The sequence below is a fragment of the Flavobacterium ginsengisoli genome, assembly GCF_029625315.1.
Classification (GTDB): domain Bacteria; phylum Bacteroidota; class Bacteroidia; order Flavobacteriales; family Flavobacteriaceae; genus Flavobacterium; species Flavobacterium ginsengisoli.
In genome coordinates this window covers 4770025-4795073 of sequence record NZ_CP121110.1, presented here as the reverse complement: position 1 = coordinate 4795073, position 25049 = coordinate 4770025, and the positions used below count along the sequence as shown (strand labels likewise).

Here is a 25049-nt window from a genome sequence, read left to right as displayed (position 1 = left end):
TTTATATTGAAAATTAATCTAATTAGATTTTGTATCTCTTTCTATCTGTTTCGCTTAAGTAAATTTTTCTTAAACGTAAAGATTTTGGAGTAACTTCAACATACTCATCTTTTTGAATGTACTCTAAAGCTTCTTCTAATGAGAATTTGATAGCTGGAATAATTCTAGCTTTATCATCAGCTCCTGAAGAACGTACGTTAGAAAGTTTTTTCGTTTTAGTAACGTTAACTGTCATATCGTCGCTACGAGTATTTTCTCCAATTACCTGACCTTCATAGATATCCTCGTTAGGATCAACGAAGAATTTACCACGATCTTGTAATTTATCGATAGAGTAAGGAATAGCTTTTCCGTTTTCCATAGAGATTAATGAACCGTTGTTACGTCCAGGAATTTCTCCTTTGTATGGTTCGTAACCGATAAAACGGTGTGCCATGATAGCCTCTCCAGCAGTTGCAGTAAGCAATTGATTTCTTAAACCGATAATTCCACGAGATGGAATATTGAATTTAATAATCATACGCTCACCTTTACCTTCCATAGAAAGCATTTCTCCTTTACGGATAGTAACGAATTCAACCGCTCTACCTGAAAGGTTTTCTGGTAAATCGATAGTTAATTCTTCAATTGGCTCACATTTCACACCATCAACTTCTTTGATGATAACTTGTGGCTGACCAATTTGAAGCTCATATCCTTCTCTTCTCATTGTTTCAATAAGAACAGATAAGTGAAGTACACCACGACCAAATACCATGAATTTATCAGCAGAATCAGTTTCTCCAACTTTCATCGCTAAGTTTTTCTCAAGCTCTTTTGTTAATCTTTCACGAATATGTCTAGAAGTAACGAATTTACCTTCTTTACCAAAGAAAGGAGAATCGTTAATTGTAAACAACATACTCATTGTTGGCTCGTCGATAGCAATTGTCTGTAAAGCTTCTGGATTTTCAAAATCAGCGATAGTATCACCAATTTCAAAACCTTCGATACCTACAACAGCACAAATATCACCAGCAACAACTTCTTCTACTTTTCTACGGCCTAAACCTTCAAAAGTGTGTAATTCTTTAATTCTAGATTTGATGATTTTTCCATCTCTTTTTACCAAAGAAATTGGCATACCTTCTTTTAAAGTACCTCTTTCAAGACGTCCGATAGCGATACGACCTGTAAATGAAGAGAAATCTAAAGAAGTAATCAACATTTGCGGAGTTCCTTCAGAAACTTTTGGAGCAGGAACATTAGCAATAACCATGTCTAATAAAGGCTCAATGTTTTCTGTTTGATTTTTCCAATCATCAGACATCCAGTTGTTCTTAGCAGAACCATAAACCGCTGGGAAATCTAACTGCTCTTCAGTAGCTCCTAATTCGAACATTAGATCAAAAACTTTCTCGTGAACTTCTTCTGGAGTACAGTTTTCTTTATCTACTTTATTGATAACCACGCAAGGTTTCAATCCTAAATCAATCGCTTTTTGTAAAACGAAACGAGTTTGCGGCATTGGTCCTTCAAAAGCATCAACTAGTAAACATACACCATCGGCCATGTTCAATACACGTTCAACTTCACCTCCAAAATCGGCGTGGCCTGGAGTATCGATAATATTGATTTTTGTTCCTTTATATTGAACAGAAACGTTTTTAGAAGTAATTGTAATACCTCTCTCACGCTCTAAATCATTATTATCTAAGATTAAATCACCTGTGTTTTCGTTCTCACGAAATAACTGACAGTGATACATAATTTTATCAACCAAAGTTGTTTTACCGTGATCGACGTGGGCAATAATTGCAATGTTTCTAATAGATTCCATCTGTGATTTTTAATGGGCGCAAAGGTACACTTTATTTTTTAAAAAAATGTTTCTATCATAGTTTGCGTATATACAATCAATTAGTTAATACAAAACGCAAAAATATCGGCTTCAAAATGACATTAACATACGTTTAGTTATAGTTAAATTAACTATATTTGAAGTGATGAAAAGTAAAACTCTCCAAATTACTCTTATTTATACAATCATCTCGATAATTATGGCGACCATATGTCATAAATTACTCACAACCTACTTTTCTTCTTCTGAATATCAATATTTATTTTTAATAAAAGACATTATATTCATTCTAATCACAGGACTAGTTTTTAGTTTTATACTTTCAAAGAACGAAAAAAGAAACATAACCATCTTTGAAAAGTTAAACAAAACCAACGAAGAAATAAAAGAATCGAATGAGAAATATGACATTGTAGCAAAAGCAACAAGCGATACTATTTGGGACTGGAAAATTCAAGAGGACAGTATTAATTGGAACAAAGGAATTGAAGGTGTTTTTGGTTACGACCCACAAGAAGTAGGCAAAACTTCTAAATGGTGGTTTGACAAAATTCATCCGGAAGATAGTATCCGAATGTCAATAAAATTATATTCTTTCATAGAACAAAAAACAGAAAAATGGCAAGACCAATACCGTTTTAGATGTGCAGACGGAACATATAAGTACGTTTTGGATCGAGGTTTTTTATTAAAAGATGAAAACGGAAGAGCCATTAGAATGATTGGTGCAATCCAAGATATCACGAAACAAAAAGAAGAAGAGCAACGATTAAAGCTTTTAGAAACTGTAATTACTCAATCTAAAGATTCTATTTTAATTACCGAAGCCAATTCTTCTGACGGGAAAATACCAAAAATAGTTTATGTAAATCCTGCATTTTCTCAAATGTCTGGCTACCAGTCAAACGAAATTATCGGAAAATCGCCAAATATTTTCAAAGGACCAAAATCAGATTCAGACGAATTAAAAAAGCTTTTAAGGGCCATAAAAAACAAAGAGGAATGCTTGATCGAAACTATTACTTACACAAAAAGTAAAGAAGAATATTGGGTACGCTTTTCTATGATTCCTATTTTCAATAACGAAGGAATGATCTCGCACTGGATTTCGATTCAAAGAGATATTACTGACGAGAAAAAACTAGAAACAGAAAAAGAACATCTTATTCGAGAATTAACGCAAAACAATAAAGACTTAAAACAATTCTCTTATATCACATCTCATAACCTTAGAGCACCGCTTTCTAATTTAATCGGGCTATTAAACCTTATAGAAGACATTCCGATAGAAAATGAAGAACTACAAGAAATACTAGCAGGATTTACAAAATCGACTCATTTGTTAAATGAAACCATAAATGATTTAGTAAAAGTTATCATCATTAAAGACAACCCTTCAATGCAGAAAGAGGAGGTTTCTTTAAAAGAAGTTTTTGAAAATGTATTTAGCCAGCTTTCTTTTCAAATTGAATTACACAAACCAATAATCAAATTGAAATTCGACAAAGTTCCAGAACTTATTACAAACAAAGCTTACATTGAAAGTATTTTATTAAACCTGTTAACGAATTCCATCAAATACAAATCGGAAAATAGAAAACTAAAAATTTCTATTACAGCAGAACAAATAGAGCATAGAACAATCCTAACCTTTAAAGACAACGGAATAGGCATTGATTTGGAAAGAAATCGCGATAAAGTATTTGGACTTTATCAAAGATTCCACAATTACCCAGATAGTAAAGGATTAGGATTATATCTTGTAAAATCACAGGTGGAGACAATGGGAGGAACAATCTCTATCGACAGTGAAGTCAATAAAGGAACTACATTTACAATAACATTTAAAAATTAATTATTATGCTTGAGCAGATTTTATGCATCGATGATGACCCTATCACATTGATGCTATGCAAAAAAGTAATTTCAAAATCTTCATTTTCACATGAAGTTATTACAGCTCAAAACGGCGAAGAAGCCCTTCATCATTTCAACATCTTAAAATACACCAACGACAAAGCAAGAAAAAGGCCTGAATTAATTTTTTTAGATTTAAATATGCCTATTATGGGAGGATGGGAATTTTTAGATCACTTCACTTCTCCAGATTATATAGAATTCAATACTGTTCCTGTAATTGTACTATCCTCAACTATTGACCCTGAAGACCTTGCCAAAGCAAAAAAATATCCAATTATAATAGACTTTCTTTCTAAACCAATTACACAGCCCATGCTGGAATATCTTAAAAAGAAGATTGATTTATAAAGAAAGACACATAACACTCTAAATTTAAAAATCTAAACTCCAATTTTACAAAGATTGGAATTTAGATTTTTTTATTCTTAATTTCTATGTTCTTAAAATTAGAAACAAAAAAAGTCCTCTAAGAAGAGGACTTTTATATATCTAACAAATTGTATTAATTACAATTTAGCAACGTGTTTCGTTAATTTAGACTTCAAGTTAGAAGCTTTATTATCGTGAATGATGTTCTTTTTAGCTAATTTATCAATCATAGAAATTACAGTTGATAATTTTGCAGTAGCATCAGCTTTATCAGTAGCTAGTCTTAACGCTTTAATAGCATTACGAGTAGTTTTATGCTGATATCTGTTAAGAACTCTTCTTTTTTCGTTACTTCTGATTCTTTTTAATGCTGACTTATGATTTGCCATTTTCTTTTAATTTTAGATGTAATAATTATTATAAATACTAGTTAAAAAAGAAAAACCTCCCACAATCGTATAACAATCACTTTGGTTTTAACTAATAAAACAAAAACCGAGACACCAATTTTTGTTTTACAAAACTTATTTACAACTAATTTGTAGTCCGTAGGGGAATCGAACCCCTGTTACCAGGATGAAAACCTGGCGTCCTAACCCCTAGACGAACGGACCAATATTCTCCTAAGTTGGAAACTTTTCAATATGTAATATAACTTGTAGTCCGTGGGGGAATCGAACCCCCCTTACCAGGATGAAAACCTGGCGTCCTAACCGATAGACGAACGGACCGCGCTTCTGTATTGCGGATGCAAAGATACATCTATTTTTTATTTGCGCAATACCTAATGCAAAAAAATCTATATTTTTTTAATAAGCCTTAGCAAAAAGCACTCTTTTAGAAGAAGGTTTTCCAGTAAACACGCAGGTTCCAGCCTCTTCTACAGCATCTAAAGGAATACAACGAATCGTCGCTTTTGTCAATTCTTTTATCTTCTCTTCTGTCTCTGCAGTTCCGTCCCAGTGAGCAGACAAAAAGCCTCCTTTACCTTCTAAAACTTCTTTAAATTCCTCAAAACTATTTACTTCCGTAATATGAGTATTGCGATAATCTAACGCTTTTGTAAATAAGTCAACTTGAATCTGTTCTAAAAGATTATTTACGTGCTCAACAATTTTTTCGCTAGCAACAACTTCTTTTGTCAAATTATCACGTCTTGCCACCTCAAAAGTTCCATTTTCCAAATCTTTAGGACCAACAGCAATTCGAACAGGAACTCCTTTTAATTCCCATTCTGCAAATTTAAATCCTGGTTTTTGCGTTGTTCTGTCATCAAACTTAACAGTGATTTTTAATTTTCTCAGTTTAGCCGTTAAATCCTTAACAGCTTCAGTAATTTGAGCCAATTGTTCATCTGTCTTATATATAGGAACAATAACTACTTGAATTGGAGCCAAATTTGGAGGCAATACCAATCCTTGATCATCAGAATGTGTCATGATCAATGCACCCATCAAACGAGTAGACACTCCCCAAGAAGTTCCCCAAACGTGTTCTTGTTTTCCTTCTGCATTAGCAAACTTAACATCGAATGCTTTTGCAAAGTTCTGACCCAAGAAGTGAGATGTACCAGCTTGTAATGCTTTTCCATCTTGCATCAATGCCTCAATACAATATGTCTCATCTGCTCCAGCAAAACGCTCTGTTTCAGTTTTAAAACCTTTCACAACTGGAATTGCCATAAAACTCTCGGCAAAATCAGCATAAACGTTCATCATTTTTTCTGATTCCTCTATTGCTTCTGCTTTTGTAGCGTGGGCCGTATGCCCTTCTTGCCATAAAAACTCTGCAGTTCTCAAGAACAAACGCGTACGCATTTCCCAACGAACCACATTTGCCCATTGATTGATTAATAAAGGTAAATCTCTATAAGATTGCACCCATCCTTTATATGTAGACCAAATAATAGCTTCACTTGTTGGACGAACGATAAGCTCCTCCTCTAATCTTGCATTCGGATCAACCATTAATTTACCAGGTCTTTCCTCGTCATTTTTCAATCTGTAATGCGTTACAACTGCGCATTCTTTAGCAAATCCTTCTGCATTCTTCTCCTCCGCCTCAAACATGCTTTTCGGTACAAACAAAGGAAAATAAGCGTTTTGATGTCCAGTTTCTTTGAACATGCGATCTAACTCGGCTTGCATTTTTTCCCAAATAGCATACCCGTATGGTTTTATCACCATACATCCTCTAACTCCTGAATTTTCAGCTAGATCTGCTTTTACAACCAGTTCGTTATACCATTTTGAATAATCTTCTGATCTTGTAGTAAGGTTCTTACTCATATTATATATTTTGGCACAAATTTTGTTTTATACAATTTTAACTAAATAGTTTGACAAAACTAACTAATTTTGTAATGTGCAACAATAAAAAACACCACAGATATGAAAACTTACCTTTCACTCCGCCAAAACTCTAATCATTTTTACTTAATTGGATTATTGAGTTTATTGCTAGCATCGTGTGGTTCTTACCAAAATTCCTCTTATTATGATAATGATGGAGTTTATGGTGGTACATCTGTTAAATATGTAACAAATGGAACAAACAACCAATACAAAGAGTATTTCAGATCATTGCAAGACGACAATCAGCCAACTGAAATATTTACTGACGTTGATAATTACACCAATTATTCAGACAGCACTCAAACTGCCTCTGTAGGAAGTTATCCTGCATGGGGAAGCAGCAGTTCTGATGTTTCTGTAAACTTTTACACTACTCCATCATGGTCATTCGGATTTGGATGGGGTTATCCTTATTATGGCTACGGTTACGGATGGGGCTACCCTTATTATGGTTGGGGATATCCAGGATGGGGCTACCCAGGTTGGGGTTATCCAGGTTGGGGATACCCATACTACGGTTATGGATATAATTACTCTTACAACTACGGAAGAAGAGGTTCTGCAGCTTATTATGGAGACAGAAACTATGCTTACAACAGAAACTACAGCACTGGTAGAGGATATACAACTGGTAGAGGATATACAACCGACAGAAACTACACGACTAATAGAGGAAATTATACAACAAACAGAACTTACACTACAAATAGATCTAACGGCTATACCGACTTCAGAAGTTCAAACATGAACGGAAGAACAACTAGTCCTACATTTACAAACAGAAGATCATATAGCAATGGTTCTGACTACAACAGCACTTACAGTAACGGAAGATCTTATAATAACGGAAATACTTCTACAAATAGAACCTATACACCAAGCAACAACAGTGGCTCATCTAGAAGCTACACACCTAGCAATAGCGGATCTTCAAGAAGCTACGCTCCTAGTGGTGGCGGTGGCGGATCTAGATCATACAGCGGCGGTGGCGGCGGTGGAGGAATGAGATCTGGCGGCGGTGGCGGTGGAGGAAGAAGATAATTTTTCCTCAACCCTCTGAATTTCTAACTAAAACTCATCAAAATGAAAAAAATATTTTTCCTATTTATAACAGGACTAACTGTCAGCGCGTCATATTCACAAGAAGTTTCAGATGCTTTGCGTTATTCTCAAGAAAATCTTACAGGTACCGCTCGTTACAGAGCAATGAGCGGTGCTTTTGGAGCAGTTGGAGGAGATATCTCTGCGTTGAGCGTTAACCCTGCTGGGTCTGCAATTTTTAACAGTAATCAAGTTGGAGTTTCCTTTAGCAATCAGAATATCAAAAACAATTCTGACTACTTTGGCACTCAGACCTCAGATAAAAAAAATTCTTTTATTCTAAATCAAGCTGGTGGTGTTTTTGTATTTAAAAACCACAATCCTAATGTGGGATGGAATAAAATTACAATTGGAGCAACTTACGAGAACACAAACAATTTCAACAATCAACTTTTCTCCGCTGGGACAAACCCTACAAATTCAGTTGGAGCTTATTTCTTAGATTACGCAAATTATAGCAATGGAGGCGCTCCTGTTCCTCAGGAATTTGTTACTTTACAGCCAAACGAAACAGTATCTGATTTATATCGATATTTAGGATCCAATTTTCCAAATGTCCAATATCCAAACCTAAGTGGATTTTCTGCACAACAAGCATTATTAGGAAATCTAGGACGCGTTATAGGCATTGATGAAGCAAACAATCCTAACAGCACGTATTCCACAAATGTTCCTAATGGAGGAAATTATTATCAGGAAAACGAAATTTACACTAGAGGTTACAATAGCAAAGTAAGCTTCAATATCGCAACGTCTTACAAAGACCGACTATATTTAGGAGCAAATTTAAATGTTCATATTACAGATTATAGAAGATCTACAAGTTTCTATGAGGACAATGATAATCCATTACAACCTAAGGAAACTATATCAAATTTAAGATTCAATAATGATTTATACACTTACGGAAATGGATTTTCTTTCCAGCTTGGAGCAATAGGTAAAGTAACAGATAATTTTAGACTTGGAATAGCTTACGAATCAAACACATGGTACGAACTTTATGATGAACTTTCACAAAGTTTATACACAACAAGACAAGCTACAGGTGGACCAATTGTAAGTGCTAATGTGAATCCTAATATAGTAAATGTATACGAATCTTACACTTTACAAACACCTGACAAATGGACTTTTAGCGCTGCATACATATTTGGTAAATCCGGATTATTAAGCATTGATTATGGTATCAGAAACTATGGAAACACCAAGTTCAAACCAACTAGCGCAGGCTTTGGCGGTATAAACAATGAAATAGATAACACTCTATCTAGTACTGGCGAACTTCGTATTGGCGCTGAATACAAAATAAAGCAATTAAGTTTAAGAGGCGGATACCGCTATGAAGGAAGTCCTTATAAAAATGGAATTACAGTTGGCGAGTTAAACAGTTATTCTGCCGGTTTAGGTTATAATTTCGGCTCTACAAAATTGGATGTAGCTTACTCTTATTTAGAGAGAGATTCAAATCAAGGTTTCTTTACAAGAGGATTCACAGATGGAGCCAACATTACTTCTAAATTAAACAATGTCACCATGACCTTATTATTTGAATTGTAATTAAAAATCAAAATAGATGATTGAAAATTTCCATCAGGTTTACTTGGTGGATTTTTTTTATCCTTTATAGAATACTTTTTTAACTCAATTCAAGATTATCAGGTAATAAGAATGACTAGCTTCATAAAAAACAGCTAAAACAAACTGCAAACTAGTGTGGTTTGAATAAAAAAAGTGTAATTTTGCACTCCAATTTATAAAAGTATGAGAACCAAGTCTTTAAAAAAGAACAAAATTAACGTAATCACTCTTGGGTGTTCAAAAAATGTTTATGACAGTGAAGTCCTTATGGGACAGCTGCGTGCAAATGGTAAAGATGTTGAACACGAAGCACCTGCAGAAAAAGAAGGAAACATTATTGTAATTAATACTTGCGGATTTATTGATAATGCAAAAGCAGAATCGGTAAACATGATTTTGGAATATGCAGATAAAAAAGACAAAGGACTTGTTGATAAAGTTTTCGTAACAGGATGTTTATCTGAACGTTACAGACCAGATTTAGAAAAAGAAATTCCGAATGTTGACCAATATTTTGGAACTACAGAATTACCTCAACTATTAAAAGCTCTTGGAGCCGATTATAAACACGAATTACTTGGAGAACGTTTAACTACAACTCCTAAAAATTATGCTTATTTAAAAATTGCTGAAGGATGCGATAGACCTTGCAGTTTTTGCGCCATTCCTTTAATGAGAGGTTCTCACGTTTCTCAGCCAATTGAAAAATTAGTTAAAGAAGCTCAAGGCTTAGCTAAAAACGGAGTTAAAGAATTAATCTTAATTGCTCAAGACTTAACTTATTATGGCCTTGATCTTTATAAAAAGAGAAATCTTGCTGAATTACTGGAAGCTTTGGTAAAAGTAGAAGGAATTGAATGGATTCGTTTACACTACGCCTTCCCTACTGGTTTCCCTATGGATGTTTTGGAAGTAATGAAACGCGAACCTAAAATCTGCAACTACATTGATATTCCGTTACAGCATATTTCTGACTCAATTTTGAAATCAATGCGTCGCGGTACAACTCAGGCTAAAACAACTCAATTATTAAAAGATTTCCGTGCTGCTGTTCCTGGAATGGCAATTAGAACTACTTTAATTGTTGGTTATCCAGGTGAAACTCAAGAAGATTTTGAAATTTTGAAAGATTTTGTTCAAGAAATGAAATTTGACAGAATGGGATGTTTTGCTTATTCTCACGAAGAAAATACTCATGCTTATTTATTAGAAGATGATGTTCCTGATGATGTAAAACAAGCAAGAGCAAATGAAATCATGGAACTTCAATCGCAAATTTCTTGGGACTTGAATCAAGAAAAAGTAGGTAAAGTTTACAAATGCATTATTGACAGAAAAGAAGGCGCGCATTTTGTAGGACGTACAGAGTTTGATAGTCCAGATGTTGACAATGAAGTTCTAATTGATGCTTCTAAGCATTATGTTAAAACTGGTGAATTTGTTAATATAAAAATAATTGAAGCAACAGAATTTGATTTATACGGAGAACCTGCTTAAATTTACGCTGAACAATTGTTAAATCACAGATAAAAATACTTTTATGAAACGCTTTCAAATCTTATTTATTTTAGTTTTTGGCCTTTTAAGCTTTACTGCTTCTGCCCAATATGGCGGATACAACAATGGTTATGGTAATGGTTATGGCGGCGGCTACGGAAGAGGCGGCGGAATGGGTATGGATAGAAGTATGATGGCTGGACAACAACAAAGCACACCAAGCAAGCCTAAAGAAACTCCTCCAGAAGAAATTGCGGCGATAATCATGGATCAAATGAAGCCTCAAGTAAATCTAGATGAGTTGCAAGCAATTGCTATTTCAAATGTTTTGGCAGAAAGCATAAGAGAGCAAGGTATTTTATTGAAAAATGAAAGCAGCAGTCAAGACCAAAAAATTGAGCAGATTAAAGCTTTAAAAGAAAGCACTGATAAAAAAATCTCTGCTTTTTTAAATCCTGATCAAATTGAAAAATACAAAACTTTCATGGACAATTTTAAAGACATGAAAAAATCTAAATCTAAATCTAAGAAGAAAAAAGATAAAGATTCTAAAGAAGATGCCGAACAAGTAAAAGACGCCCCAGATACGAAAATTTCAGAATAATCGTTATTAACTTATAAAACAACGAATTATGACAAAAAAACATTTTTGTTATCTGATTTTAGCTATTATAATCAGCTCTTGTTCTACAAATCCGTACAAGAATACTGAAAAGGCTTACGATCAGCAGCTGAAAACTTTAGAAAACCAGATTACAAGCAAAGAAGCAAAATCAATTCCTGCTGTTCCGCCTTTAGCAATTGACACTTCTTATGCGCAACAACTGGGAATTGTGAAAGACACTTTATCTAAAACAGGTTCTACTTATTTGGTAAACGGAATAAACACAGAATGGGTCGGTACAGTAAATTTTAATTTAAGAAAACCAAGTTTTGTTATTATTCACCACACTGCGCAAGATTCGCTGCAACAGACGATTAATACTTTTACAAAAACCAAAACTCAAGTAAGCGCCCACTACATCATTTCTGAAAACGGAAAAGTAGTACAAATGCTTAATGATTATCTAAGAGCATGGCATGCTGGAAATTCGACTTGGGGAAAAACAACAGATTTAAACTCTTGTTCTATTGGTATCGAATTAGATAATAACGGCTTTAAACCTTTTACTGAAGCGCAAATTAATAGTTTGCTCGCTTTATTGACCAAATTGAAAAAGGATTATAACATTCCGACTCAAAACTTTTTAGGTCATGCTGATATTGCACCTGGAAGAAAGCAGGATCCGAGCGCTCTATTTCCTTGGAAAATATTAGCTGAAAAAGGATTTGGAATTTGGCCAGATGAAGTCTTAGAACCTGCACCTTTTGATTTTAAAATTGAACCAGCACTGAGAATAATAGGCTATAACACCAAAAATTTAACTGCGGCTATTCAAGCATTTAAACTACATTATATTCAAACTGATGCAACTTCAGTTTTAGATAGAAAAACAATCGATACGATTTATTCGATATATAAAAAACAGGTTCAATAAAGAATCTCAATCAATTAAAATAAAAAAAAGCGTTTCTATTAATTTAGGAACGCTTTTTTTTCGGGCATGTTGAGTAATACTAAGAAAGAAGGCAGAGACACGAGATTTAAAACCTCAAAACTAGAAACCTCAAAACTAGAAACCTCAAACCTCAAACCTTAAACTTGAAACAAATAAAAAAGTCGCCAAAACATTAGAATGTTTCGACAGCTCCAAAAAAAAAAAAAAATATCAATCTTTATCTCTAGAAAGAGTATGTTGTCGCAATTAAGGCGTAGAAACTACCCCCTGTTGGCAATGCATTTTTATCTAAAAAGATGTCTTCAGAAGCTGCATCATATCTTAGCTCAGGAATTATTGTCAATTTTCCAACTTTGTAGTTTAAAGAAACTGTGTTTGCAAATACATTTGATCCTGCTAAAGTTCCTAAACTCGGAGCAGCATCTTTAGCATCAAAATACTCCATTCTATAAGCCAAAAGCAATGCAGGATTGAAAGAATAAGTAGCATATCCTACCACAGAAAACCAGTCTCCGTCTAAATTACTATCAAAATCGTTTGTTGTTTTAGCATAAGTTGCATTCAACCCAAGTGAAAAACTATCTGTAATTGTTTTAGATGCTGTTAAATCAAATTGTGTTTTATTTTCATCTGAAACTGGAATCGTACTTCCTGGAATTGGATTTGTACTTCCTGTTGTAAAATTCAAATAAGCACTTCCTGTGTCACCAATATATCCTACTTGACCGATGAATGTTTTTTGGTAAGATCCTGCATCCATAGCCGATTTAAAATCTGTTGGATTTGTTACTCCTAACATTGCAGTGAATTTACCTGAAGTATATTGCGCTTTAACCCCAGTATTAAAAAATGGTCCGTAAGAAAACGCATAAGACATACTGTAGTTTTTATTATCTACCGCGTCTAATACTTCATAGCCGATATGAGTTCCGAAACTACCTGCTACTACTTTAAACTCTTCAGTCAAATTGTATGTAAAATATAATTGTTTAATCATAAATTTTGCGCTTGCATCTTTATCTGGCGTTTCATTATATGAAAATTCTCGTCGCTCTTTTTCCGAAACCTAAGTCTACAAAAACAGAAGCTTTTCCAAAAGTATGACCTGCTTCAATCGATGCCATTCCTAACTCGAATGAATTTTGTGAGTTGGTGAAGCTCGTTAATCCATTCATCTGTTTTGAAAAATCATATTTATAGTACGCATCTGCAGAACCTCCCCATGTGGTTGCTGGAGCGGCTGCTTCCTCTTCTTGGGCAAAGGCAAAAGAACTTGTTAACATCGCGGCTAAAATGTGAAATGCTTTTTTCATGTTTTAATTTGGTTTTTAGTTATTAATTGATTCTGGTTAGTTAATCTTTTTATATATCTATTTACTAGTATAAGTCATTTCTAAAACCTTGCATGCGCCCTTCAAATCATCATCATTTTCATTAGCGAATTTATTAACTTTTGTATGAGTAGAATAATTCAAAACTGCTTTTTTGACGTTTTAGGCGAAGAATTACGGATTACAAAAATTAAATCATCAATAATCAATATTTGATATTTATCGATATTTGTTTTTGAAAATTCAATAACACCATTTTAAGTTATTTTCAATTTTTAAAAGGGTAAAACAAAAATAAAACAGATAAAAACTACAAAAACAAACATTAAAATGACACAAAAAACAATACACCCCCTAAAATTTTAGGGGTATTAGAAAATAAAACAATAAAAATAGTTTTCAACTCACAAAAACAAAACAGCATACCCCCCTTCAGAGCCGAGGAAATTATTCTTACAAAAATAACATCCAATTTTAGTACTACCCAACCCCATTTCTCATCTATATTTTTAAGAGAAAGAGAAAATAATAAACAAAAAAAGCCTGCTCAGATATGAGCAGGCTTACTTGCATTTTAGCTAAAAATTGACTTATTCTTCTTTATTATATTTCCTTAAATATTCTCGGACTTTAATTCCAGATTCTTTTAAATCCTCGTCTTTCCATTTTCCATCAGATTTAGCTGTTTTTTTTAGAATAGAACAAGTTTCATCCTTATCCGATACCGACCATGTAATCCAGCTTAATTTCCGAGCTTCCATCCAATCAATGTATTCTTGCCAAGCTTTATAATTTAACGGTCCATCTCCAGAAGCTTCCATTCCTGCCGATTCTGAAATAAAAACTGGCAAGCCACTTTTAATAGCTCTATCTGTTCTATCTCTTAATTCTTTACCATGCGTAGCGGCATAAAAGTGCATTGTATACATTATATTGTTATATCCTCTTATTGGATCTTCGGCAGGCAAATCAATATCCTGATCCCAATGAGGGCAGCCTACTAAAATTATATTATTAGGATCGTTCTCTCGAATAACTTTAATAACTTCTTCTGCGTAGTTCTTTACTTCCCACCAAGTTTCATAATCTGGCTCGTTGAATACTTCATATATTATATTAGGATACTTGGCGTACTTTTTTGACATTTCTGCAAAAAATGCTGTAGCTTCTTTAAGATTGATATTATGGCTATGCCAATCTATAATTACGTATATATCAGATTTTATAGCACCATTTACAACAGCCTCGATTTTTTCTTTAGAAAACTGAGGATCGTTTACATAGGAGTAATCTCCTAATTCGATTCCCATTGCGGCTCGAACTACATTACAATTAAAATCTTTTTTTAACCAGCTTACTGCTTTTTCATTATAAAATCTCGGCCACATGCTGTGCCATCCAAAACTTAAACCACGGAGCACAATTGGATTATTTTCTTTATCTACAAGTTGAGTTCCAAGAATACTTAATTGCCCGTGTTTTTTAACGAATTGTGCTTTTGAAACATTTACACATAGCAAAAGAAAAAAGCGACATACCAAACCTTTGATTTCATATTATATAGCTTTAAGGGATTAATTTTAAGGTAACAACATCATGAGAAGCTATTTCGGTCACAAAAGCTTTCTTCGTATTTCCTATTTCTTTGTTTTTCCAAAGATCTTTTATTTTGAAAACTGTTTTACTAAAATCAGCTTCGTATCCAAAATCGACATCTTTGATATTGTTTTTCTTCCAATCAAAACTAACTTTTTTTGAGGTTTCAGTTCTATTTACAAAACTCACTGCCCAAGCCCCGTCTGAAAGTGGTTTTACCCAAACCTCTACTCCATCTAAAATTGCACATTTAAATCCCTGAATTCCAAGTTTATCTTGATTTACCGAAAGTAATTCTTTATTGGTTAAAATTGCCAAAGTTTCTTTAGACATTTTTCGATAATCGTTTCCTGTAAATAAAGGTGACGAAAGCATACACCACATTGCAAAATGCGTTTTATCTTCTGTATTATTCATTTCGTTTCCAACTTCCATCATATCAAAATCATTCCAATGATCTGGACCTGAATATTTACGGATATCTTTTCTCATATCTGCAATTTTCATGAATCCCCAAGATGACCAATTTTCCGGATGTTTGAATTCGCAGTCAAAACAAGGATAAATATCTCCAGAAATTCTCCAAAGATTTCCAACTGGTTTTCCCCATTCCCACGGTTGATTATCTCCCCATTCGCAAAGACTAAAAACAATTGGCTTTCCTGCAGTTTTGAGCGCATTACTCATGGTTGTATAAGCCTCTTTTGCAGTAATCCCTTCTGTATTGCACCAATCGTATTTCAAAAAGTCTATTCCAAGTTTTGCATAAAATCTAGCATCTTGATATTCATAACCTCTTGTTCCCGGATAACCAGCACAGGTTTTCGTTCCTGCGCAATTGTACAATCCAAATTTCAAACCTTTACTATGCACATAATCAATAAGTGCTTTCATTCCGTTTGGAAATTTTTCTGGATCTGGAACTAAATCACCATTTACATCCCGTTCGTGCGTCATCCAGCCATCATCTAAAACAATATATTTATAACCTGCGGTCTGCTAAACCAGAAGAGACCATAATGTCTGCCGTTTCTTTCACCAACTTTTCGTCTATATTAGTTGCAAAAGTATTCCAAGAATTCCAGCCCATTGGAGGCGTCATTGCAAGACCTTCAAATTTTCCGCCTTGTTGCGTGTGCGTATTTCCTTGACTAAAAGTAAAACTCGAAACACTTAAAAGAAACCCTAAAATTATTTTTTTCATTCTTTATCTATTTTAAAAAAGATATTCCCTAATTTCTCAATTAGGGAATACCTCAAACTAACTCATAACAAATATTATTTTTATAAAAACCCGATGTCGTCTATGTAAAAAGCACTAGATGGAGTAATTGTTCCTCCTGAAAACTCTTGAATAAACACACTATCAAAATTTCCATCAGTCAAAAGTTCAGGGTGTAAAGCTGAAATAGGAATTGAAATATTATTCCATTGTCCAGGAATTAACGTTACAGTCGTACCTTTAGCAGAATCACCCGTATCACTATTTATGGTAACCATAATTTTGGTACTTTCAGTTGGGAAAATAGACATTTTAACAAATTGATAATCTGCAGCGTTAAGAAGAAGATCTGAGTGCATGAAAAGTCCGCTCCAAGCTTCTGCAACTTTCTTAATTGCATATGTTCCTCTGCTAACTTTTTCTGTGCTTTCCCAGGTGATGTCTCCTCCCCAGCCCCAGCCCCAGCCTTTCAGTGAGTCTTCGTATAATAAATATTTAAGGCCTACACCACTTGGAGCAGAAACTCCAAATTCAGTCTCTACAACAATAAGCGCATACGAATCAAAATCTGCTGGAACAGTTGCTTTTATTTCTGTTTTAGACACTACAGTAAATGTAGCTTCAGAAGATCCAAACTTAACCGTTTTAACTTTTACAAAATTCTGTCCTGTAATAGTAATAACATCTCCAGCAGAAGCTAAAACTTGTGACAAACTTGTAATTGCAGGAGCTGGAGGAGTTAAGACAATTACATTATCCAAAACATTTACAAAACCATTCGTACCATAATAATCAAGTCCTGGAGCCGATTTATCAGATCCATTAACTTTTAAAACATTATTAGTCACATTAATGCTTAGTAAATACAAATCAGGATTTACGGCATTTGCCATTGTTGCATAATCACCGGTTGTTAAATAATCAGCTTCAACACCTTCAAGTTTAGCCACTCTTTTTTTAACCCCTTTAACAACATGACTTAAAACAAGTTGCTTTAGATCGTCTACTGGAACTAAATTGATATCTGGATATCCCAAATCATTTACATAACCATTAGCTACTAAATAAGCATCTAGAGCTGTATTGTTAGGGACAAAATAAGTAAAATCATCAGGTGTATTTAATGACGATTCTAAACCAGCAAGTTGGATTGCTTTTGCAAACGTACTTAAATTGCTATTTGCCAAGACTAATCCGTATGCTGTATTGTAATTTTGTTGCGCCCCACCTATATCTTGAATATCATTATCACAAGAAGAAGTCTGCTACAAGCAAAAAGACACATACAGCAATATGTTTTAATTTATTATATATATTTTTCATAAATTCTCTTTTAGTTTTTTAATTATGAATTTTAATAAGTAAACCCGATTAACAATCGGAATTTATTTTTCGAATTCGTCACAATTATTTTAATACCAATCCAATATCATCAAGTAAGATTGTGTTTCCGCCAAAGCCACCAAATTCTTGCCATCCAATTTTGCTTAATACAGCTGGATTACCTACATCGCTAAAAGGAATTTCTATATATGTCCATGAATCCGATTTAAATTCTACTACTTTGAAATTATTATCAGCATCTCCATTAATAAAAAACTTTACTTTTCCAGCTTTTGCACCTTTAACAGAGAATCTAACCGCTTTAAATTTATCGGTATCTGTAAAATTCCAAGAAGCAAGTGCAATAAGATAACCATCCCACTCACCAGATTTCCATTCAATACATTTAGTACCTTGACTAGCATCTTTAGAATAAGCCAAATCAAAAGAATTGGTTCCATCCCATTTCTCGTCCCAACCCCAAATATTGGTTGGAGCATCATCATAAATTTCACTTCCTAATGCTTGGCTAGCAACAGTTGTTCCTGAAACATTTGTTACAGATAGATATTTATATTTGAAGTCATCTGGAACTTTTACTTTTATTTCAGTCAATGTCGATTCAATAGGCTCAACTTTTGTAGCTCCAAAATTTACAGAAGGACGCAAAAAGTATTCTCCCGTAATTGTAATTATGTCTCCTGCATTAGGGTTAATTGGAAATCCTTTAATGGTAGGACTTGGAGGTCGAATTGCTATTTTATAGTTTAAAGTACCAAGATTGGTAACTATTTTCATTTCATCCATTTCGTTATAGTATGGCGTTTTTTGGTCTACCAACACAACGATTGCGTTATCTGTTACGAAAGTCGGATTAAAATAAGATTCTAACCCGTTGAATGAAATTGATTTTAATGTAGCAAAACCAGATCCTCTAATGATATAATAATTTCCTGCATTAATAATATCTGTAGGAACATCTACCTGTCTGTCTCCTTCAACCAAAGGATCATCAATAACAGATTTGCTAATTCCTGTTACTGCAAGTTTTCCTGATGAACCTCCAGAATCATCATTTGAACAAGAAGCGAACAGCAAAATTGAAACTGAAGCCAAAAAATACAACTTCAATAACATTCTATCTTTTATATTTTTCATAGTGATTTACTTTTTAAAAAATTATTTAAAATTGTAAGGAACCGGTGCCTCTTTCAACTTTGGATTTTTTCTAACTTCAATATCTGGTTTTGGATAAGTAAAATCTGTTGGAGTTGGTGTATAATGCATCACTCCTTGAGAATCAAAACCTCTATCTTGCTGAGAAATAATATTAATTGCTTCTTGACGCGGAAGTCTTCCTAAGTCAAACCAAAATTCTCCTTCAAAAGCAAATTCAACTCTTCTCTCGTGAAATAAAGCCGCTTTTGTCAAAGGAACATTATTTCCTAAAATACCAAGACCTGCTCTCTGTCTCACCATATTGTATGAATCTTTTGCGTGCTGCATTAGTAGTTTCATCAGCTCCAGCCATAATTGCTTCTGCATAAATCAATAAAAGGTCTGCATAACGCATAATATAATTGCAATTATTCATTCCTCCCCACGAATCTGCTGGGCCTGTTTCGCTAGTAGCTTGTCCTACAACATATTTTTTGACCGCTGCGCCAGTATTAGCCAATATATCTCCGTACTTATCTTTATCTACTACAAAGCCCACTTGCCCGTCAGCTTTCAGATTAGGGTAAGAATCACCATAAACCATAAAAGATTCTTTTCTTCTTAAATCGCCTATTTCAAAAGCATCTTGCACATCGTTACTTGGCACGTATGTAGCACCATAAGATGCATTATCATTCAAAATATCTAAACCATATTGAATATTAGAAAAGTTTCCTCCTCCATAAGTGTTTATAGCACCAGACCATTGCCAAGAATAAATTGATTCTTCGTTGTTATTTTTACTAGTCAAAAACAAATCTGCAAAATTTGGCAACAAAGCAAACTCTCCTGAATTGATAACCTTCTCAGCCATTAATTTAGAATCTGAGTATTTTTTTTCATATAAATACACTTTAGCCAAAAATGCTTCTGCAGAACCTTGTGTTACAAAAATATTGTCTCCACTAGCAGATCTTGATCTGATTTTAGATTTTAGATTTGCTAGCTGCAAATTTGAAGTCGTTTTCAATGAATGTATAAACATCTTCAATTCTATTTGTATTAACTAATGGGTCTTTTGCTAAAGCTAAATTATCTTCAATAATAGGCACTGGCCCGTACAAACGAACTAAATAAAAATAAGCTATCCCTCTAAAAAAGTGTGCCTCGGCAATAGTATTTTTAATTACATCGCGGCTCACAGCTGAAGTAGCATTTTTCTCTATATTATTAATTAAATTATTAGCCTGAGCTACAATTGCAAAACAAGCTCTCCAAGGATCTAATAAAATTGTACTGTCAGAAGTTAACTTAAATTGAATAAGTTCTGGTCCATCTGCATAAGCTAAGCAGTTTCCTGACGACAACTCAGACAATGCATAAAAATTTTTAGTATAATAAGGTGCCCACATTGCTCCATACATACCATAAGTAGTACGTGCCACTTGCTCGTCGCTATTATAAAACTGGTCACTGCTGTAACTATCTTCAGATGGACGATCCAAGAAATCTTCAGCTGCAAGAAGTAGTTGCCAAACCAAGTGTCAAGAATAAAACGAATGTCTTTATATTGATATATTTTTTCATAAGAGTAGTAATTAAAATTCTAAATTCAATCCAAAAGTGAAACTACGATTGGTTGGGTAACGCCCAGAATCAATTCCTGATAATAATGGATCTTGATTATATGATCCGATCTCTGGATCATAACCTGTATATTTAGTAAATGTGTAAAGATTTTGAATACCTAAGTAAAATCTTAGTTTACTAATACTCGCTTTCGAAATAACATCAGAAGGCATGCTATAACCAAAAGTTAATTGCTGAATTCTTAAGTATGATCCATCTTCTACGTAACGATCAGAAATTGCAATGTTTGGATTTCCATCTCCACCATCAGGTCTTGGATATTTTGCATTTGGATTTTCTGGTGTCCAGAAATCTGCAGCTTCAGCCAATTGATTTTCATACAAACGTTGGTTTTTTGTACCAGCACGTCTAGTTAAATTCATTACTTTATTTCCGTAAGATCCTTGTAAAAAGACTCCTAAATCTAAATTTTTGTAATTGAAAGTATTGTTGAATCCATAAGTGAATTTTGGTTGCGGATTACCAATGTACGTTAAATCCTTCTCATCAATTAAACCATCTTTATTTTGATCTACGTATTCAATATCTCCTAATTGGCTTTTTACAGCTTTATTTCCTGTAAAAGGAATTGGTGCATTTGCCAATTGCTCATTGGTTCTAATAATACCAACAGATTGGTATCCGTAAAATTGACCAACTGCCTGACCAACCACTGTTTTGGTAACTGCTTTAGTAGTATAATCATTAAGCATTACATCTTTTGTCAAATCAAAATTGTCTTGTAAGCTCAATAATTTATTTTTATTTGCAGAGAATATTACTTTTGAATTCCATTTAAAATCTTTCCCAAACTTATTAGTGTAATCTAAAGTCACCTCTAGACCTTGGTTTCTTAAGCTTCCTAAATTCACATTCGGCGCTCCTAGACCTCCCTGATAAGCATCTGTACCAGTAACATAATAAGGTAATGGTAAAACAAATAAAAATCCTTCCGATTCTTTTCTATATACATCAACCGTTGCTTGAAGTTTAGAATTAAAAAGTGTAAAATCTAGACCAAGGTTAGTCTGTTTAGAAGTTTCCCAAGTTAAGCCAGGGTTTGCAATATTATTTACAGTAAAGAAATTCCCCATTGCAGATTTTATTGCTCGAACTGTACTCATATAACCTGCACCACCAATATTTTGGTTTCCAGTTTCTCCATATCCAGCTCTAAATTTGATATTGTCAATATACTCTTTAGTGCCTTCCATAAACTTTTCGTTTGAAAGTTTCCAATAACCTGAAACAGAAGGAAAGTAGCCCCATTTTTCGCCAGGTCCAAAATTAGAGCTTCCATCAGCTCTCATTGTTGCCTGCAAACCATAACGGTTATCAAAATCGTAATTAAAAGATCCAAAGAAAGAGTATAAAGAAGAGCTTCCTTTATATTCTGAAGCCACAACTGTATCAGGATCTCCTAAACTAATAGAATGGATATCATTACTTAATAAGCCTGAAACCGATTGTGAGTTTCCGTTCCAATGGCTATCATTAGCCTCTTGACCAACTAATACATTAAAATGATGTTTGTCTAGATCAGTCTTGTAAGTTAAAACGTTTTTAACGTTCAGACCATACCAATTGTTAGCTCTTTCAACAAGCGAATTAGTTTCTCTAACTGCCGATCCCCATTTGTAAGTAGGCTGAAACCCTTCGAAATTATCAATATTAGTAGATCCTCCAAAATCAAAACGATACTCTAATCCTTTTGCTATTCTAAAATTAGCATAAAAGTTTCCAAGGAAATTCTTTTTAATCAACTTATTAGTATTCATCAAAGCCGAAGCTACAGGATTAATCCAAACTCCGATTGATCCATCTGCTGGTGGACCAGCATAATTACCATTAGTATCTTTTACCGCAACATCTGGAGTAGATAAAATAGATGTACTAATAATACCGTTACTTGCCCCATTAATTGTAATATCCTCGTTAGTTATACCTGTTCCAATAGAAACACCAACAGTCAGCCAATCTTTTATTTTACTGTCTACGTTCGTTTTAAAATTATATCTTTTAAATCCAGAACCAATCACAATACCTTCTTGATTTACATAACCTCCAGAAATATAATAAGTCGTACCATCTTTTGCTCCTGAGAAAGAAATCTGATGGTTAGTCATTATTGCTGTTTTATAAATTTCATCTTGCCAGTTTGTCCCTTTACCTAAAACAGACGGAACAGCAAACTCATCTCTAGGCGTTACACCATAAACCCCTGCTAAAGCATTTTGCTGTGCTGCATATTGGCTCAAAGTCATCGTATCTAATAAACGTGTAACATTTTGAATAGACATGAAGGAATCAAAAGTGATCTTTCCTGAGCCTTTCTTACCTCTTTTTGTTGTAATAATTACAACTCCGTTTGACGCTCTAGAACCATAAATTGCAGTTGCAGATGCATCTTTCAAAATATCCATTGTCTCGATATCATTTGGATTTAAAAATGCAATAGGGCTAGAAGTAACGTTTCCTGTATTTGTTCCTAAGTAACCAGTTACAATAGAACCACCTGTGTTAGTATTAGAAGCATCTCCAGAAATTGGAATACCATCTATGATATACAACGGCTCATTTGTTCCAGAAATAGAAGTCGTTCCACGTATTTTAACCGAAACACTACCTCCAGGCTGACCAGAGTTATTCGTAACTGAAACCCCTGCAGCACGTCCTTGTAACAATTGATCTACAGACACTTGTGGAGTATCAGCAAAATCTTTAGAGGTTACTGTAGAAACAGCCCCCATTAAGTCCTTTTTCTTTACACTTCTATATCCTACGTTTACTAGAACCTCACGCAAATCTTCGGCGCTAAGCTTCAGAACAACATTGACTGTTCCTCCGTTTTTAACGTTGATTGTTTGTGCAACATATCCAATAAATGAAACAGAAATAGTAGAATTTGCAGGTGCTTCAATAGAATATTTTCCATCAAAGTCTGTCGAAGCCGTCTTCTTTGTACCGGTAACTACGATATTGGCACCTGGTATAGATAATCCCTTTTCATCAGATACAGTTCCCGAAACCTTTACCTGAGCCGTAATAAAATTACTAGTCAGTAACAAAAATAATATCAAAGGAACGGCTCTGTGGTCAGCCATCCAATGAATGAAGCTAGTCATTAGTTTTTTCATAATAAGTGTTTGGTTAGTTAAATTTGTTTTTTTCTATAATCTAAAAGCAAATGCCAGGGTAATTTTTACGTTTTAAATTATTTAACAAATCTATAACAGAGAGGGTTATCAAATCAATAGTATTATATCATTTAATGATAATATTTTTACCAGATACGATTAAAAAAACACATATGAAAATAAAACCATTAAAATTTTAAATTATTCTCAATTACACCACTCTTAAAAACCCAAACAATGAATTAAAAACAACGAAAACCCAAAAATCAAACGTTTTCGTTAAAAATAATATTTAGTAGTGACAAAAAAGTATCACTATAAAATGCGCTTTAGACCTGAAAATTCTTCTCGGTATTGACTTGGAGTGCAATTTTTTGTTGCCTTAAAACTGCGATTGAAGTTAGCAATATTATTAAACCCAGATTTAAAAGCAACTTCAGAAACACTCATATCTTTCTCAACCAACCAACGCGCAGCATAACCAATACGAATATCATTTATATAATTGACAAAAGTTTTTCCTGTTCTTTTTTTTATAAATCGATTAAAAGAGATTATCGACATGCTCGCCACATTTGCTACATCTTCTAGAGTGATTTTTTCAGCAAAATGTTTTTGCACATACTCATAAACCAATTTCATTTTATCATAATCATCAAAAGTATCATAGTCTACCGTATAAGTCGAAAGCAAACGCTGATTTCTAGAATTGGCAAGATCATATAATAAAGAAGTTATTTCAAGAAAATAATCCATACCATCCAATTTAGAGAGTCTCACAAGCCTTGGCGTTAATTCTTCTGCTGTTTTCTTCGAAAAAGAATTCCGTGAATCGATCTATTAAACATATCTCGAATCGGATTCATAATACGTCTTGACAACAAAGATTCATGAAATAAATCATTATGAAACTGAATTGTTATTTCGTGTATTTTTTTACTTGTACATTTATTTAGCTCCCAACCGTGATATAAATTCGGACCAATTAAAACCAATTCGACATTATCGATTTCTTCAATATTATCTCCTACAACTCTCTTCACTCCTTTTCCGTTTTGAATAAAATTGATCTCGAATTCTGGATGATAATGAACCGGAAAATCAAAACTATCTTTCACGCGATCAAAAACTAAAAAGCTATCACTCGCAGCAAGCGGTGCTATTTCTCTATAAAAATTTTTCGTACTACCCATCTTAAAAATTATTTTTAGGAAAACAATATTTGTCTTTTTTGACTGCAATAATATGATATATAATTGATAAAATAATATTAATTACAGTATAATCATCCGTTTATCTTTGAAAAAGTTAATTTATCATTTCTTTAAAAAGAATATTAATAATAAACATTAATCATTTTTTATTAAATAACTTTTTATAGTTTTAATAATTTTAACAATAATAACATAGAGAATTTTGGGTAAAAAAATCG

21 protein-coding genes, 2 tRNA genes and 1 pseudogene are annotated in these 25049 nt (G+C 33.7%); 7 read left to right on the top strand and 17 right to left on the bottom strand.

Going from position 1 to position 25049, the window contains the following annotated elements:
• Positions 1–22: 22 nt before the first annotated feature.
• A complete protein-coding gene (typA, locus tag P5P87_RS22780; protein WP_111378311.1) occupies positions 23–1819 on the bottom strand; it encodes a translational GTPase TypA in 1797 nt (598 codons plus the stop codon).
• Positions 1820–1985: 166 nt separating this feature from the next.
• Here typA and P5P87_RS22775 point away from each other — a divergent pair, with 166 nt between their 5' ends.
• Both P5P87_RS22775 and P5P87_RS22770 read left to right on the top strand, forming a co-directional pair.
• The gene (locus tag P5P87_RS22775) at positions 1986–3695 is read left to right on the top strand and encodes a PAS domain-containing sensor histidine kinase (RefSeq protein ID WP_198856678.1); all 1710 of its coding nucleotides are present in this window, start codon (positions 1986–1988) and stop codon (positions 3693–3695) included.
• Positions 3696–3700: 5 nt separating this feature from the next.
• Positions 3701–4108: a response regulator gene (locus tag P5P87_RS22770; RefSeq protein ID WP_198856679.1), complete on the top strand. Its 408-nt coding sequence runs from the start codon at positions 3701–3703 to the stop codon at positions 4106–4108.
• A gap of 158 nt (positions 4109–4266) precedes the next feature.
• On the opposite strand, the gene rpsT is transcribed toward P5P87_RS22770, so the two are convergent.
• From rpsT to proS, 4 genes are all read right to left on the bottom strand, one after another.
• Entirely contained in the window at positions 4267–4518 is a 252-nt protein-coding gene (gene rpsT / locus P5P87_RS22765; RefSeq protein ID WP_073417115.1) for a 30S ribosomal protein S20, read from the bottom strand.
• Between the two features lie 153 nt (positions 4519–4671).
• Positions 4672–4743, bottom strand: a tRNA-Glu gene (locus P5P87_RS22760).
• A 45-nt stretch (positions 4744–4788) separates the two neighbouring features.
• Positions 4789–4860: transfer RNA gene (locus P5P87_RS22755), tRNA-Glu, on the bottom strand.
• Positions 4861–4938: 78 nt separating this feature from the next.
• A complete protein-coding gene (gene proS, locus P5P87_RS22750) occupies positions 4939–6417 on the bottom strand; it encodes a proline--tRNA ligase (protein WP_198856680.1) in 1479 nt (492 codons plus the stop codon).
• Positions 6418–6519: 102 nt separating this feature from the next.
• On the opposite strand from proS, the gene P5P87_RS22745 reads away from it, so the two are divergent.
• The 5 genes from P5P87_RS22745 to P5P87_RS22725 all read left to right on the top strand — a co-directional run bounded on the left by P5P87_RS22745 (position 6520) and on the right by P5P87_RS22725 (position 12200).
• Complete coding sequence (locus tag P5P87_RS22745) at positions 6520–7524, top strand: hypothetical protein (protein WP_198856681.1); 1005 nt, start codon at positions 6520–6522, stop codon at positions 7522–7524.
• A gap of 42 nt (positions 7525–7566) precedes the next feature.
• Positions 7567–9144 (top strand): OmpP1/FadL family transporter, encoded by a 1578-nt coding sequence (locus tag P5P87_RS22740; protein WP_198856682.1) that lies wholly within the window; start codon positions 7567–7569, stop codon positions 9142–9144.
• Between the two features lie 204 nt (positions 9145–9348).
• A complete protein-coding gene (gene rimO / locus P5P87_RS22735) occupies positions 9349–10662 on the top strand; it encodes a 30S ribosomal protein S12 methylthiotransferase RimO (RefSeq protein ID WP_198856684.1) in 1314 nt (437 codons plus the stop codon).
• A 43-nt stretch (positions 10663–10705) separates the two neighbouring features.
• Entirely contained in the window at positions 10706–11266 is a 561-nt protein-coding gene (locus tag P5P87_RS22730; protein ID WP_198856685.1) for a hypothetical protein, read from the top strand.
• A gap of 28 nt (positions 11267–11294) precedes the next feature.
• Positions 11295–12200, top strand: a complete 906-nt coding sequence (locus tag P5P87_RS22725; RefSeq protein ID WP_198856686.1) for an N-acetylmuramoyl-L-alanine amidase — start codon at positions 11295–11297, stop codon at positions 12198–12200.
• A 244-nt stretch (positions 12201–12444) separates the two neighbouring features.
• Here the strand turns inward: P5P87_RS22725 and P5P87_RS22720 are convergent, their stop codons facing one another.
• The 12 genes and pseudogenes from P5P87_RS22720 to P5P87_RS22665 all read right to left on the bottom strand — a co-directional run bounded on the left by P5P87_RS22720 (position 12445) and on the right by P5P87_RS22665 (position 24810).
• Positions 12445–13218, bottom strand: a complete 774-nt coding sequence (locus P5P87_RS22720; protein ID WP_278020701.1) for an outer membrane beta-barrel protein — start codon at positions 13216–13218, stop codon at positions 12445–12447.
• Positions 13219–13252: 34 nt separating this feature from the next.
• Positions 13253–13534, bottom strand: a complete 282-nt coding sequence (locus P5P87_RS22715) for an outer membrane beta-barrel protein (protein WP_278020700.1) — start codon at positions 13532–13534, stop codon at positions 13253–13255.
• Between the two features lie 608 nt (positions 13535–14142).
• Complete coding sequence (locus tag P5P87_RS22710) at positions 14143–14973, bottom strand: glycoside hydrolase family 5 protein (RefSeq protein ID WP_278020699.1); 831 nt, start codon at positions 14971–14973, stop codon at positions 14143–14145.
• Positions 14974–15118: 145 nt separating this feature from the next.
• Entirely contained in the window at positions 15119–16105 is a 987-nt protein-coding gene (locus P5P87_RS22705) for a glycoside hydrolase family 27 protein (RefSeq protein ID WP_278020698.1), read from the bottom strand.
• Between the two features lie 25 nt (positions 16106–16130).
• Positions 16131–16352, bottom strand: coding sequence for a hypothetical protein (locus P5P87_RS22700; protein WP_278020697.1), 222 nt, complete (start codon positions 16350–16352; stop codon positions 16131–16133).
• An 80-nt stretch (positions 16353–16432) separates the two neighbouring features.
• The gene (locus tag P5P87_RS22695) at positions 16433–17557 is read right to left on the bottom strand and encodes a fasciclin domain-containing protein (RefSeq protein ID WP_278020696.1); all 1125 of its coding nucleotides are present in this window, start codon (positions 17555–17557) and stop codon (positions 16433–16435) included.
• 220 nt (positions 17558–17777) lie between these two features.
• Positions 17778–18851: an IPT/TIG domain-containing protein gene (locus tag P5P87_RS22690; RefSeq protein WP_278020695.1), complete on the bottom strand. Its 1074-nt coding sequence runs from the start codon at positions 18849–18851 to the stop codon at positions 17778–17780.
• Between the two features lie 21 nt (positions 18852–18872).
• Positions 18873–19172 (bottom strand): RagB/SusD family nutrient uptake outer membrane protein, encoded by a 300-nt coding sequence (locus P5P87_RS22685; protein ID WP_278020694.1) that lies wholly within the window; start codon positions 19170–19172, stop codon positions 18873–18875.
• The gene (locus P5P87_RS22680) at positions 19132–19863 is read right to left on the bottom strand and encodes a RagB/SusD family nutrient uptake outer membrane protein (protein ID WP_278020693.1); all 732 of its coding nucleotides are present in this window, start codon (positions 19861–19863) and stop codon (positions 19132–19134) included. The genes P5P87_RS22685 and P5P87_RS22680 overlap by 41 nt, the downstream gene beginning before the upstream one ends.
• Positions 19838–20392 carry a RagB/SusD family nutrient uptake outer membrane protein gene (locus tag P5P87_RS22675; RefSeq protein ID WP_278020692.1) on the bottom strand — a complete coding sequence of 185 codons (555 nt, stop codon included), beginning with the start codon at positions 20390–20392 and terminating at the stop codon, positions 19838–19840. Before P5P87_RS22675 ends, P5P87_RS22680 begins: the two co-directional genes overlap by 26 nt.
• Positions 20393–20449: 57 nt before the next feature.
• Positions 20450–23617, bottom strand: a complete 3168-nt coding sequence (locus P5P87_RS22670; RefSeq protein WP_198856693.1) for a SusC/RagA family TonB-linked outer membrane protein — start codon at positions 23615–23617, stop codon at positions 20450–20452.
• Between the two features lie 315 nt (positions 23618–23932).
• Positions 23933–24810: pseudogene (locus tag P5P87_RS22665) on the bottom strand (AraC family transcriptional regulator).
• Positions 24811–25049: the final 239 nt, after the last annotated feature.